The 13,402-nt window shown below is 44.5% G+C and carries 13 protein-coding genes; 11 read left to right on the top strand and 2 right to left on the bottom strand.

Annotation, left to right across the window (positions count from 1 at the left end; translation table 11 throughout):
- Nucleotides 1-56 precede the first annotated feature (56 nt).
- From xseA to spo0A, 9 genes are all read left to right on the top strand, one after another.
- A complete protein-coding gene (xseA, locus tag WA279_RS02765; RefSeq protein WP_198878640.1) occupies nucleotides 57-1,403 on the top strand; it encodes an exodeoxyribonuclease VII large subunit in 1,347 nt (448 codons plus the stop codon).
- The gene (locus WA279_RS02770; protein WP_003226409.1) at nucleotides 1,400-1,654 is read left to right on the top strand and encodes an exodeoxyribonuclease VII small subunit; all 255 of its coding nucleotides are present in this window, start codon (nucleotides 1,400-1,402) and stop codon (nucleotides 1,652-1,654) included. The genes xseA and WA279_RS02770 overlap by 4 nt, the downstream gene beginning before the upstream one ends.
- A complete protein-coding gene (locus tag WA279_RS02775; RefSeq protein ID WP_336154174.1) occupies nucleotides 1,644-2,534 on the top strand; it encodes a polyprenyl synthetase family protein in 891 nt (296 codons plus the stop codon). The genes WA279_RS02770 and WA279_RS02775 overlap by 11 nt, the downstream gene beginning before the upstream one ends.
- A 174-nt stretch (nucleotides 2,535-2,708) precedes the next feature.
- A complete protein-coding gene (gene dxs, locus WA279_RS02780) occupies nucleotides 2,709-4,610 on the top strand; it encodes a 1-deoxy-D-xylulose-5-phosphate synthase (protein ID WP_015384069.1) in 1,902 nt (633 codons plus the stop codon).
- The gene (locus tag WA279_RS02785) at nucleotides 4,607-5,452 is read left to right on the top strand and encodes a TlyA family RNA methyltransferase (RefSeq protein ID WP_336154176.1); all 846 of its coding nucleotides are present in this window, start codon (nucleotides 4,607-4,609) and stop codon (nucleotides 5,450-5,452) included. The genes dxs and WA279_RS02785 overlap by 4 nt, the downstream gene beginning before the upstream one ends.
- A 97-nt stretch (nucleotides 5,453-5,549) precedes the next feature.
- Nucleotides 5,550-5,999: an arginine repressor ArgR gene (gene argR, locus WA279_RS02790; RefSeq protein WP_021480005.1), complete on the top strand. Its 450-nt coding sequence runs from the start codon at nucleotides 5,550-5,552 to the stop codon at nucleotides 5,997-5,999.
- Between the two features lie 34 nt (nucleotides 6,000-6,033).
- Nucleotides 6,034-7,764 (top strand): DNA repair protein RecN, encoded by a 1,731-nt coding sequence (gene recN, locus WA279_RS02795; protein WP_336154178.1) that lies wholly within the window; start codon nucleotides 6,034-6,036, stop codon nucleotides 7,762-7,764.
- A 174-nt stretch (nucleotides 7,765-7,938) separates the two neighbouring features.
- The gene (spoIVB, locus tag WA279_RS02800; RefSeq protein WP_021480004.1) at nucleotides 7,939-9,219 is read left to right on the top strand and encodes a SpoIVB peptidase; all 1,281 of its coding nucleotides are present in this window, start codon (nucleotides 7,939-7,941) and stop codon (nucleotides 9,217-9,219) included.
- 275 nt (nucleotides 9,220-9,494) lie between these two features.
- Nucleotides 9,495-10,298 (top strand): sporulation transcription factor Spo0A, encoded by an 804-nt coding sequence (gene spo0A / locus WA279_RS02805; protein ID WP_003226427.1) that lies wholly within the window; start codon nucleotides 9,495-9,497, stop codon nucleotides 10,296-10,298.
- A 465-nt stretch (nucleotides 10,299-10,763) separates the two neighbouring features.
- On the opposite strand, the gene WA279_RS02810 is transcribed toward spo0A, so the two are convergent.
- Both WA279_RS02810 and WA279_RS02815 read right to left on the bottom strand, forming a co-directional pair.
- Nucleotides 10,764-11,882, bottom strand: a complete 1,119-nt coding sequence (locus WA279_RS02810) for an NADH-dependent flavin oxidoreductase (RefSeq protein WP_336154180.1) — start codon at nucleotides 11,880-11,882, stop codon at nucleotides 10,764-10,766.
- A 72-nt stretch (nucleotides 11,883-11,954) separates the two neighbouring features.
- Nucleotides 11,955-12,074, bottom strand: a complete 120-nt coding sequence (locus WA279_RS02815) for a hypothetical protein (RefSeq protein WP_216999220.1) — start codon at nucleotides 12,072-12,074, stop codon at nucleotides 11,955-11,957.
- 323 nt (nucleotides 12,075-12,397) lie between these two features.
- On the opposite strand from WA279_RS02815, the gene WA279_RS02820 reads away from it, so the two are divergent.
- Together WA279_RS02820 and WA279_RS02825 are read left to right on the top strand one after the other, a co-directional pair.
- On the top strand, nucleotides 12,398-12,694 hold the full coding sequence (locus WA279_RS02820) for a hypothetical protein (RefSeq protein WP_086344612.1): 297 nt from the start codon (nucleotides 12,398-12,400) through the stop codon (nucleotides 12,692-12,694).
- A 19-nt stretch (nucleotides 12,695-12,713) separates the two neighbouring features.
- Nucleotides 12,714-13,334, top strand: coding sequence for an N-acetylmuramoyl-L-alanine amidase family protein (locus WA279_RS02825; protein WP_077671425.1), 621 nt, complete (start codon nucleotides 12,714-12,716; stop codon nucleotides 13,332-13,334).
- The last annotated feature ends 68 nt before the right edge of the window (nucleotides 13,335-13,402 follow it).

The raw sequence follows: 13,402 nt of genomic DNA on the forward strand, positions 1-13,402 counted from the left end.
AGGGCGGGTTTTCTTTAGTTATGGTGCAGGAATGCTTAGGAGAGGAGTTTTTAGACATGGGTGAAGCAGCGTATGTGACCGTCTCAGCGCTGACAAAGTATATAAAACGAAAATTCGATGTAGATCCTCACCTTGAAAATATTTGGATTAAAGGCGAATTGTCGAATGTAAAGATACACACACGAGGGCATATTTATTTCACTTTAAAAGACGAAAACGCAAGAATGCAGTCGGTGATGTTCGCGAGACAAAGCGAGCGTCTGCCTTTTAAACCTGAAAACGGAATGAAAGTGCTGGTAAGAGGCGGAATTTCCGTATATGAACCGAGCGGAAACTATCAATTATATGCCAAAGAAATGCAGCCTGACGGGGTTGGAGCGCTTTATTTAGCGTATGAAGAATTAAAAAAGAAGCTTGCCGGAGAAGGTTTATTTGACGACCGCTACAAAAAACAAATCCCCGCATTTCCAGCCACAATCGGGGTTGTGACATCTCCAACGGGTGCCGCTGTCAGAGACGTTATTACAACTCTAAAAAGAAGATATCCCCTTGTAAAAGTCATTGTTCTTCCAGCGCTCGTACAAGGTGAAAATGCGAGCAGATCCATCGTTACGCGCATTGAAGAGGCAAATGAAAAAGAGATTTGCGACGTATTAATTGTCGGGAGAGGCGGCGGTTCGATAGAAGAACTGTGGGCATTCAATGAAGAAATTGTAGCACGCGCCATCTTTGCTTCCAATATTCCGATTATATCGGCAGTCGGACATGAGACGGATTTTACGATCAGTGATTTTGTCGCCGATATCAGAGCTGCGACGCCGACAGGAGCAGCTGAGATTGCTGTGCCTCATACCACTGATTTAATCGAACGGACAAAAACAGCGGAAGTCAGAATGACAAGAGCAATGCAGCAGCATCTCGGCCAGAAAAAAGAACGGATACAAACGCTGCAATCGTCCTATGCCTTTCGTTTTCCAAAGCGTTTGTATGCGCAAAAAGAGCAGCAGTTTGACCTCGCGTACCAGCAGTTTCAAGCACAGCTGACCGCTCTTTTAGATCGGAAAAGCAGACAGCTGGAGCGTGAAACGTACAGATTAGAGGCACTGCATCCTCATGAACAGCTGAAACAAGCGAGAACACGATACCAGGAACAAACAAATCAGCTGAGAAAAAATATGAATATCCAAATGAAGCAGCTGCATTCCCAATTTCAAACCGTTCTTGGCAAGCTGAATGCACTAAGTCCTCTTCAAGTGATGGAGAGAGGATACAGCTTGGCTTATAAAGAAGATAAACTCATTAAAAGTGTCAGTCAAATAGAAGAGCAGGACCAGCTTGAAGTCAAGCTGAAGGATGGCGTGCTGACCTGTGAAGTATTAGAAAAGAGAGGGGAAGAAAAATGACAGACGTGAAAAAAAATGAAAACATGACATTTGAAGAAGCGATGAAAGGGCTTGAGAGCATTGTATCAAAGCTTGAAGAGGGAGATGTGCCTCTAGAGCAAGCCATTAACTATTTCCAAGAAGGCATGGCTCTGTCAAAAATGTGCCATGAAAAGCTGCAAAAAGTCGAAAAGCAAATGGACTTCATTTTAAAAGAAGATGGCGAACTGGCACCTTTCAGTGTTCAGGAGGAAGACGAAGGTGACAAATAAATTAACGAGCTTTCTGGCGGACCGAAAAAAAACAATTGAAAATCAGCTTTCTGTCTATACAGAAAAGCTTGATATGCCGGACTCATTAAAGAAGTCTATGCTGTATTCTCTACAGGCCGGCGGAAAGCGGTTGCGGCCTCTGATTGTACTGGCTGTTTTAAACGCATATGGAAAAAGCGAAAAAGACGGCATTCCGGTCGGCTGTGCTGTCGAAATGATTCACACGTATTCGTTAATTCACGATGATCTTCCATGCATGGATGATGACGATTTGCGCCGCGGGAAGCCGACAAACCATAAAGTGTTTGGTGAAGCGACGGCAGTATTAGCGGGTGACGGGCTGCTCACAGAAAGCTTTAAGCTGATTACCTCCCACGTGTCAGACGAGGTGTCAGCAGAAAAGCGCCTGCGGCTTGTGAATGAACTGATTTCAGCGGCAGGCACCGAAGGCATGGTCGGGGGGCAAGTAGCTGATATGGAAGCGGAAAACCGACAAGTCACGCTTGAAGAGCTCGAATCCATTCATGAACGGAAAACTGCCAAGCTTCTTGGCTTTTGTGTAATCGCCGGTGCTATTTTGGCTGATGCGCCTGAGGAAGACATTGAAACACTGCGTACCTTCAGCAGCCACATTGGAATCGGATTTCAAATCAGAGACGATATTTTAGATTTAGAAGGCAGTGAAGAGAAAATCGGCAAACGTATCGGCTCGGATACCACAAATGACAAATCGACATACCCGTCGCTTCTTTCATTGGAAGGGGCCAAACATAAATTGGATGTTCATATAAAAAAGGCGAAGCGATTGATCGGCGGACTCTCTCTTCAAAAAGAACTTTTATATGAGCTTTGTGATTTAATTGCGGCAAGAGATCACTAAAACGATCCTAATTTGAAGCGGCTGCACGAGATATGGTAAAATGTAAGCAGTTTATATGAAAAATGAAAAGGAAAAGCGCGTTTGTCTTTTTTTATGTCTGAGATTATTGTCAGCTCGGCATGCAAAAGACATGTATCATTGCAGAAATTCATGCTGAAAGTGAGTTGATCCGCTTTGGATCTTTTATCAATACAGGACCCGTCGTTTTTAAAAAACATGTCCATTGATGAATTAGAGAAATTAAGTGATGAAATCCGTCAGTTTTTAATTACAAGTTTATCCGCTTCCGGCGGCCACATCGGCCCAAACTTAGGTGTCGTAGAGCTTACTATTGCTCTGCATAAGGAATTTAACAGCCCGAAAGACAAATTTTTATGGGATGTAGGCCATCAATCGTATGTCCATAAGCTGCTGACAGGACGCGGAAAAGAATTTGCGACGCTTCGCCAGTACAAAGGGCTTTGCGGATTTCCAAAGCGGAGTGAAAGCGAGCACGATGTTTGGGAAACCGGGCACAGCTCGACTTCTCTGTCAGGCGCGATGGGAATGGCAGCTGCCCGTGATATTAAAGGAACGGATGAATATATTATTCCGATCATTGGTGACGGCGCGCTGACCGGCGGAATGGCGCTCGAAGCCCTTAACCACATCGGCGACGAGAAAAAAGACATGATTGTCATCCTTAATGATAATGAAATGAGTATTGCGCCGAATGTCGGTGCCATTCACTCTATGCTCGGACGGCTCCGTACTGCGGGGAAATACCAGTGGGTCAAAGATGAGCTTGAATACTTATTTAAAAAGATTCCGGCAGTTGGGGGCAAGCTTGCCGCCACGGCGGAACGAGTCAAAGACAGCCTGAAATACATGCTCGTCTCCGGAATGTTTTTCGAGGAGCTCGGTTTTACGTATTTGGGCCCAGTGGACGGACATTCTTATCATGAGCTGATTGAGAATCTTCAATACGCCAAAAAAACGAAAGGCCCTGTTCTTCTGCATGTCATCACGAAAAAAGGGAAGGGGTACAAACCGGCTGAGACCGATACGATTGGGACATGGCATGGTACCGGACCATATAAAATTAATACCGGTGACTTTGTAAAGCCGAAAGCCGCAGCTCCTTCGTGGAGCGGTCTTGTCAGCGGAACTGTGCAGCGAATGGCGCGCGAGGACGGACGCATTGTAGCCATTACGCCGGCTATGCCTGTCGGTTCAAAGCTTGAAGGTTTCGCAAAGGAATTCCCTGACCGGATGTTCGACGTAGGAATCGCAGAACAGCATGCCGCAACGATGGCAGCAGCTATGGCAATGCAGGGTATGAAGCCGTTTTTGGCGATTTACTCAACCTTCCTGCAAAGGGCATATGACCAAGTTGTTCATGACATCTGCCGCCAAAACGCCAATGTGTTTATTGGAATTGACCGTGCAGGACTCGTCGGCGCTGATGGAGAGACACATCAAGGCGTGTTTGATATTGCGTTTATGCGCCACATTCCAAACATGGTCTTAATGATGCCGAAAGACGAAAATGAAGGCCAGCACATGGTTCATACAGCACTTAGCTATGACGAAGGCCCGATAGCGATGCGTTTTCCGCGCGGAAACGGACTCGGCGTAAAAATGGATGAACAGTTGAAAACGATTCCGATCGGTACGTGGGAGGTGCTGCGTCCAGGAAACGATGCTGTCATCTTAACATTCGGCACAACAATCGAAATGGCGATTGAAGCAGCCGAAGAGCTGCAGAAAGAAGGCCTTTCCGTGCGCGTTGTGAATGCGCGTTTTATTAAGCCGATTGATGAAAAGATGATGAAGAGTATCCTAAAAGAAGGCTTGCCAATTTTAACAATTGAAGAAGCGGTCTTAGAAGGCGGTTTCGGAAGCTCGATTTTAGAATTCGCTCATGATCAAGGTGAATATCATACTCCGATTGACAGAATGGGTATACCTGATCGGTTTATTGAACACGGAAGCGTAACAGCGCTTCTTGAGGAAATTGGACTGACAAAACAGCAGGTGGCAAATCGTATTAGATTACTGATGCCGCCAAAGACACACAAAGGAATTGGATCATGACGTCAAAGAAAGAACGATTAGATGTATTATTAGTGGAAAGAGGGCTGGCGGAAACGCGTGAAAAAGCCAAAAGAGCCATTATGGCGGGGATCGTCTATTCAAACGAAAACCGCTTGGACAAGCCTGGAGAAAAAATTGATCGCGACCTTCCGCTAACAGTCAAAGGAAACCCGCTGAAGTATGTGAGCAGGGGCGGCTTAAAGCTCGAAAAAGCGCTGAAGGAATTTCCCGTCTCTGTCAAAGATAAGATTATGATTGATATTGGCTCCTCCACCGGCGGTTTTACGGACTGCGCTTTGCAAAATGGAGCTAAACAGTCATACGCTGTGGATGTAGGCTATAATCAGCTTGCGTGGAAGCTTAGACAGGATGAACGGGTCGTCGTGATGGAACGAACGAACTTTCGTTATGCAACACCGGCAGACTTTACAAAGGGCATGCCGGAGTTTGCCACAATTGATGTGTCCTTTATTTCACTGCGGCTCATCCTGCCTGTCCTAAGGACTTTACTTGTACCGGGTAGCGACTGCATGGCTCTAGTTAAGCCTCAGTTTGAAGCGGGACGGGAATCCGTCGGCAAAAAAGGGATTGTCAGAGATCCTAAAGTGCATGCTGATGTGCTCAAGCGAATGATCAGTTTTTCTGCCGCTGAAGGCTATATCTGTAAAGGCTTGTCATTTTCTCCAATCACGGGAGGAGACGGAAATATTGAGTTTCTCCTTCATTTGCATTGGCCGGGAGATGGACAGGAAGGCCAGGAGCTGCCGGAAGAAGAGATCATGCGCGTTGTAGAAGAAGCACATAAGACGTTAAAAGAAAAAAAAGCAGATGTACCGGAATAATAGGGCGCTATTATTCCTTTTTTCTGCATTCATGTACAATGTGCAGAGAATCATATAACATAAAAGAACAGATAAGCTTGGAAATAGAGGTGCTTACATGAACAAAGGCCAGAGGCATATTAAAATCAGAGAGATCATTACAAGCAATGAAATCGAAACGCAGGATGAATTGGTCGACATGCTAAAGCAGGATGGATACAAAGTAACGCAGGCCACGGTATCACGGGATATTAAAGAACTTCACCTTGTAAAAGTGCCTACAAATAATGGTTCTTATAAATACAGTCTTCCGGCGGACCAGCGTTTCAATCCGCTGTCTAAGCTAAAGCGGGCCTTGATGGACGCATTTGTGAAAATAGACTCTGCAAGCCATATGATCGTACTGAAAACGATGCCGGGCAATGCTCAGGCAATCGGGGCGCTGATGGACAATTTGGACTGGGATGAAATTATGGGAACCATTTGCGGAGATGACACGATTTTAATTATTTGCCGGACTCCTGGAGATACAGAGGGTGTAAAAAACAGACTGCTTGAACTGCTGTAACAGAATCTAACAAAGATAAGAGGTGTAATGCTGTTTGTTAGCTGAACTATCGATTAAAAACTTTGCCATTATTGAGGAACTGACTGTTTCTTTTGAACGCGGGCTTACGGTTTTAACAGGAGAAACCGGAGCCGGCAAATCCATTATCATAGATGCCATTTCTCTTTTAGTCGGAGGCCGCGGATCATCTGAATTTGTTAGATATGGGGAAGCAAAAGCTGAACTTGAAGGGCTGTTTCTGTTGGAGAGCGGCCATCCTGTTTTAGGCGTATGCGCTGAGCAGGGAATCGACGTTTCAGACGAAATGATCGTCATGAGAAGGGATATCAGCACGAGCGGGAAAAGCGTTTGCCGTGTCAATGGCAAGCTTGTCACGATTGCTTCGCTAAGAGAGATCGGCAGGCTTTTATTAGATATTCACGGGCAGCACGATAACCAGCTGTTAATGGAAGACGAAAATCATCTCCAGCTTTTGGACAAGTTTGCCGGGGCCGAAGTGGAAAGCGCGCTCAAAACGTATCAGGAAGGGTACCAGCGGTATATGAAGCTGCTCAAAAAGCTTAAGCAGCTTTCTGAAAGCGAACAGGAAATGGCCCATCGTCTTGATCTTATTCAATTTCAGCTCGAAGAAATCGAATCGGCAAAGCTTGAGCTTAACGAAGATGAACAGCTCCAAGAAGAGCGCCAGCAAATTTCAAACTTTGAGAAGATATATGAGTCGCTGCAAAATGCATATAACGCGCTTCGCAGTGAGCAGGGCGGATTGGACTGGGTCGGAATGGCATCAGCGCAGCTTGAAGATATCTCTGATATTAACGAACCGCTGAAAAAACTGTCTGAAAGTGTTTCGAACTCCTACTATTTGCTTGAGGATGCCACATTTCAGATGAGAAATATGCTGGATGAGCTTGAATTTGATCCGGAACGCCTGAACTATATTGAGACACGACTTAATGAAATCAAACAGCTGAAACGAAAATACGGTGCCACTGTTGAAGACATTTTGGAATATGCTTCTAAAATTGAAGAAGAGATTGACCAAATTGAAAACAGGGACAGCCACCTTCAAAGCTTGAAAAAGGAGCTTGACTCCGTCGGCAAAGATGTCGCAGTGGAAGCGGCAAATGTTTCACAAATCCGAAAAACATGGGCGAAAAAGCTGGCTGATGAGATTCATCGGGAATTAAAAAGCCTGTACATGGAAAAATCAACTTTTGATACGGAATTTAAGGTCAGAACAGCGTCACGCAATGAAGAGGCGCCGCTTGTAAACGGCCAGCCCGTTCAGCTGACTGAACAAGGGATTGACCTTGTGAAGTTTTTAATTTCAACCAATACAGGCGAGCCGCTGAAATCCCTTTCGAAAGTCGCTTCAGGTGGAGAGCTGTCACGGGTGATGCTTGCCATAAAAAGCATTTTTTCCTCACAACAGGATGTGACATCGATCATTTTTGACGAGGTTGATACCGGTGTAAGCGGCAGGGTCGCACAGGCAATCGCTGAGAAGATCCATAAGGTGTCAATAGGTTCACAAGTGCTGTGCATTACACACCTGCCTCAGGTGGCTGCCATGGCCGATACGCATCTTTATATTGCGAAGGAGTTAAAAGACGGCAGAACGACGACACGTGTCAAGCCGCTCTCTATGCAGGAAAAGGTAGCGGAAATCGGGCGCATGATTGCAGGCGTCGAAGTAACCGACTTAACGAAACGCCATGCGAAAGAACTTTTAAAACAAGCGGATCAAGTCAAAACAACTGGGTAAGCTGCGCGAGAAGCGCAGCTTATTTTTTTCGTGCGCATCCATTCGTTCATCAGTATATCCAATGTTTTTCTTCATATGACAGTTATAAATAAGCCGTCAGAAGGCAAAATTAAATGATGTAGCAGCAAGTCATAAAGAAGGTGTGGGATAGGAGCGAGGAGAGTGAAGTAGTGAATGCCCGATAACATCAGAAAAGCAGTAGGTTTAATTCTCCTTGTTTCGTTATTAAGTGTAGGTTTATGCAAACCGCTAAAAGAATATTTACTGATTCCAACGCAAATGAGAGTATTTGAAACCCAAACACAAGCGATTGAAACGAGTTTATCGGTAAACGCTCAGCCATCAGAATCCTCAGAAGCGTTTACAGTAAAGAAAGATCCGCATGAAATCAAGGTGACGGGCAAAAAATCAGGTGAGTCAGAATTGGTATACGATCTTGCCGGATTTCCAATTAAAAAAACAAAAGTGCACGTTCTTCCTGATTTAAAAGTTATACCTGGCGGACAATCAATCGGTGTAAAACTTCATTCCGTCGGTGTTCTTGTCGTCGGATTTCATCAAATCAATACAAGTGAAGGCAAAAAATCTCCGGGAGAAACGGCCGGAATTGAAGCGGGCGACATCATTATTGAGATGAATGGACAGAAAATTGAAAAAATGAATGATGTAGCCCCATTTATTCAAAAGGCTGGGAAAACTGGTGAATCTTTAGATTTACTGATCAAACGTGATAAACAGAAAATCAAAACGAAGCTGATCCCAGAAAAGGATGAAGGAGAAGGCAAATACAGAATCGGGTTATATATCAGAGATTCTGCTGCCGGCATCGGCACTATGACCTTTTATGAACCGAAAACAAAAAAATACGGAGCACTTGGCCACGTGATTTCCGATATGGACACAAAGAAACCAATTGTAGTGGAGAATGGAGAAATCGTTAAATCCACTGTAACATCAATTGAAAAAGGGACAGGCGGTAATCCGGGAGAAAAACTGGCGCGATTTTCCTCAGAACGCAAAACGATCGGGGATATTAACAGAAACAGCCCATTTGGAATTTTTGGCACGCTGCATCAGCCGATTCAAAACAACATATCAGATCAAGCATTGCCGGTTGCGTTTTCTACCGAAGTCAAAAAAGGGCCGGCTGAAATTTTAACCGTTATTGATGATGACAAAGTAGAAAAATTCGATATTGAAATCGTCAGCACAACGCCGCAAAAATTCCCTGCGACAAAAGGAATGGTGTTGAAAATTACCGATCCAAGGCTGTTGAAAGAAACAGGAGGCATTGTACAGGGGATGAGCGGAAGCCCGATCATTCAAAATGGAAAAGTGATCGGTGCTGTCACCCATGTATTTGTAAATGACCCGACAAGCGGCTACGGTGTTCATATTGAATGGATGCTGTCAGAAGCAGGAATCGATATTTATGGAAAAGAAAAAGCAAGCTGACTGCCGGAGTTTCCGGCAGTTTTTTTATTTTGATCCCTCTTCACTTCTCAGAATACATACGGTAAAATATACAAAAGAAGATTTTTCGACAAATTCACGTTTCCTTGTTTGTCAAATTTCATTTTTAGTCGAAAAACAGAGAAAAACATAGAATAACAAAGATATGCCACTAATATTGGTGATTATGATTTTTTTAGAGGGTATATAGCGGTTTTGTCGAATGTAAACATGTAGCAAGGGTGAATCCTGTTAACTACATTTGGGGAGGAAGAAACGTGGAGAAAATTAAAGTTTGTGTTGCTGATGATAATCGAGAGCTGGTAAGCCTGTTAAGTGAATATATAGAAGGACAGGAAGACATGGAAGTGATCGGCGTTGCTTATAACGGACAGGAATGCCTGTCGCTGTTTAAAGAAAAAGATCCCGATGTGCTCGTATTAGATATTATTATGCCGCATTTAGACGGACTTGCGGTTTTAGAGAGGCTGAGGGAATCAGATCTGAAAAAACAGCCGAATGTCATTATGCTGACAGCCTTTGGACAGGAAGATGTCACGAAAAAGGCCGTCGATTTAGGCGCGTCCTACTTTATTCTCAAACCGTTTGATATGGAAAACCTTGTCGGCCATATCCGCCAGGTCAGCGGAAATGCCAGCAGTGTGACGCATCGTGCGCCATCATCGCAAAGCAGTATTATACGCAGCAGCCAGCCTGAACCAAAAAAGAAAAATCTCGACGCGAGCATCACAAGCATTATCCATGAAATCGGCGTCCCAGCCCATATTAAAGGCTATCTCTATCTGCGCGAAGCAATCTCAATGGTATACAATGACATCGAATTGCTCGGCAGCATTACAAAAGTCCTCTATCCGGACATCGCCAAAAAATTTAACACAACCGCAAGCCGTGTAGAAAGAGCGATCCGCCATGCAATTGAAGTGGCATGGAGCAGAGGAAACATTGATTCCATTTCCTCGTTGTTTGGTTATACTGTCAGCATGACAAAAGCTAAACCGACAAATTCGGAATTCATTGCAATGGTTGCGGATAAGCTGAGATTAGAACATAAGGCTTCTTAAACATGAGCTTATTAAGTGGTCATTAAATCAAACGTCTTTTATTTATTAGTTTGCGCTGATAAATAGGAGGCGTTTTGTTTTGAGGACATTTGTTAGTATGGGAGAAGAATAGTAAGTATCCGCATATAGTAAAGGATAGGTTTGAAAAGTAAGGAAAGCAAATGGGGGTATTACCTGCACTCTTGGTCCATTCATTCATCTTATAGGATCACGAAGCATGATCGACTCTAGATGTTTCCGTTATAAAATGAAACCTTTCTCCTGCAAAATCGTAAGTAAGGCGTATTCATGTAAAAAGGAGACGTACGAATGAAAAAGAAAAAAGCAAGAAAGCGTGAGGGGTTTTTCCTAGATTTTCTTTTCGAAGTAGGTGGGGAGCTCTTTCTTTTGCTGTTTAGATGTGTACATAAACTATTTATATAAAGGGAAAAAAGACTGCCGAATCGTTTCGGCAGTCTTTGCACATTAATCTTTATAAGGCACCCAGCCTTGCGTGTTCACAATTGCTTGCCATAGCGGTTCAGGCAAATGATATTTTTCTTTATCTGTGCCTTTGATCACTGTTTCGATTTGCTTTTCACGGCCTTCTTTTACTTTTACCGTCCAGTTAGGGTCAACTAGAATTTCGCGTCCCATAGCGACTAGCGGAATGCCGTTTTCGATGACGGCAAGCGCGTCATCAGCGGAATGGATGGAACCGACGGCGATCAGCGGCACTTTGTTTCCGACACGTTCATTCAATAAGTCCATGCGTGTGCGAGTCGGATCTGCACCGCGGCGCGCTTTTGAGTTCACGTCCATCAGTGAGATATGAAGATAATCCAATTCTTTATCCCCTAAAGCATCAACAAGCGTATAAGTTTCAGTCATTGTCAACCCCGGTGTCTCAGGTTCTTCCGGAGACAGACGGTAGCCGACTAAGAACGCACCCTTCGCATGTTCTGAAGCGGCTTTTTTCACTTCATCGACAATAGCGAGCGGGAAGGCTAATCGTTTTTCATCGCTTCCTCCCCAGCGATCCGTGCGCTGGTTGGTTTTCGGAGAATAAAACTGCTGAATTAAGTAGCCGTTTGCACCGTGAATTTCGACACCGTCAAAGCCGGCTTCAATGGCACGTCTTGTCGCTTCTCCAAACGCCTTTACAATGTTTTCCACTTCTTCTTCTTTTAATGCGCGAGCAATTTGTTTGCCGTTATCAAACACGTCACTTGGCCCCAAAACATCCTGTTGAGGAACGAGCTCAGACGGGCATTCGATGCCGCCGTGATGAATTTGTACAACGGCTTTAGCGCCTTGTGCCTGAATAGCTTGTGCTAACTTTTTTAAACCTGGAATGTTGGAATTGTCATGGATGGCCGGCTGCCCGGGGAATGCTTTTCCGTCCGGTGTAACATTTGCGCAGGCTGTAATCACCATTCCCATCTCTTTTGAACGGGGAATGATGTAGTCAAGCTCTGCTTCAGAAATTGTACCGTCTTCATTAGAAGCGTAATGAGTCATTGGTGCTACTGCGATCCGGTTGTCGATTGTAACGCCGCTTTTAAACGTAAATGGTTCAAAAAGTGGCTGATACTTAGGATTCATTTGATCATCTTCTTTCGTTTGGATTCGCACATATTCTAGCCTATATGTAAAAATTAATGCAATTGATCTGCTTTACCGACTGAATATCTTGAGTGCAGAGTGATGTTTTCGCCGCTCTTTTTCGGGGCCTTTGTAGCCGCCGCTGATTTGGTGGCCGATGGAGCATGTGATGACAGCTGCCGCCAGCAGCAGAACGAATTTCTTTCAATAAAGTAAATATCCTTTAAAAGGTTACGCCTGGCTGACCCACCCGTCAAACGATTTGCTCACCCTATTCTCAAATTTTTAAAAATGAATAAAAAGTTGCTTCTTTCCGCTAATTTTTTCTAATTGGCGCCTCAATTAGAGCCATCCTCATAGACAAATCTGCTCGTTATCTTTCTAACAACAGGAAATGATCGGGTCGTATAGCCCTTTTGAAAATCATGGAACTTGCTCGCCTGCATTCGCGTTGTCTTTACAAATTCGCCATTCTGGTCAAAGATAAAAGCCAAACATCAGGAAGAGGTGGTCATGTGAAACAAACGGTTCTTTTGCTGTTTACTGCGCTCTTTCTTTCGGGGTGCAGTGTTGCAAGTGCGGATGACTCAGTGCCAAGGTTTACCGAAGAGGGAAAATACATTGGCTCGGCTGATCCTCATACGATTGCGGTTTCTCTTAATGGAGAAGAAACCATGATACAAGTTCCGAAGGATAAACGTAATGAATGTGAATCACTGCCAGATCAGACACATGTCCTGGTGAAATATACAAAGAAGGATAATGGAACTTTACAGCTGGAAGATATTCAGCTGCGAAAGAACTCGTCATAAAAAAACCGGAGGGAGTAAGTTGAGAATGTTATGGAGGAGCTTGGCGCTGTGCGGATTGGCTTTGACGCTCGCGCCTTGTGCACAGGCAGCAGAGCCGATAGAAGGAAAAACAGTGTATATTGATGCCGGACACGGCGGTGAAGACAGTGGAGCGGTCGGAAACGGGCTCTTTGAAAAGGATATTAATTTGGCTGTCTCAGAGCATGTGACAGACAAACTAAAAGAGGAGGGAGCCAATCCTGTTGCATCCCGGTCTGACGATCATTTTCTGACCTTGGAGGAAAGAGTGGCTAAGGCAAGTGCCAATCAGGCTGACCTTTTTGTCAGCATCCATGTGAATTCAGGGGTTGCTTCAGCTTCAGGAACAGAAACGTATTTTCAATCTGATTATGAAGGGGAGAGCAGCCGGCGTCTCGCATCCGATATTCAGTCAGAGCTCGTTTCTTCCTTACAAACGAGAGACAGGGGCGTGAAAGAATCAGACTTTTACGTCATTACATATTCACAAATGCCAAGTGTGTTGGCGGAGCTTGGGTTTATCACGAACAGCTCTGATGCGGACAAGCTGGGAAGTGAAGAATACCAGCAAAAGGCCGCAGATGCGATTGTCAACGGCATTGATTCTTATTATGATCAGTAGATTGATACAGCCTTAATCCTAGAGTGGAGCCGACAAAATAAGTATAATGGAGAAAACTTTAGGGTTTG

The sequence above is a fragment of the Bacillus sp. 204(2023) genome (genome assembly GCF_037027505.1).
In the GTDB taxonomy this organism is placed as follows: domain Bacteria; phylum Bacillota; class Bacilli; order Bacillales; family Bacillaceae; genus Bacillus; species Bacillus subtilis.

Excerpts from the sequence above, each read along its gene's own strand:
- xseA (WP_198878640.1), top strand. The coding sequence starts at position 57 with ATGGGTGAAGCAGCGTATGTGACCGTCTCAGCGCTGACAAAGTATATA.
- WA279_RS02785 (WP_336154176.1), top strand. The coding sequence starts at position 4,607 with ATGACGTCAAAGAAAGAACGATTAGATGTATTATTAGTGGAAAGAGGG.
- argR (WP_021480005.1), top strand. The coding sequence starts at position 5,550 with ATGAACAAAGGCCAGAGGCATATTAAAATCAGAGAGATCATTACAAGC.
- WA279_RS02810 (WP_336154180.1), bottom strand. The coding sequence starts at position 11,882 with ATGAATCCTAAGTATCAGCCACTTTTTGAACCATTTACGTTTAAAAGC.
- WA279_RS02770 (WP_003226409.1), top strand. The coding sequence starts at position 1,400 with ATGACAGACGTGAAAAAAAATGAAAACATGACATTTGAAGAAGCGATG.
- spoIVB (WP_021480004.1), top strand. The coding sequence starts at position 7,939 with ATGCCCGATAACATCAGAAAAGCAGTAGGTTTAATTCTCCTTGTTTCG.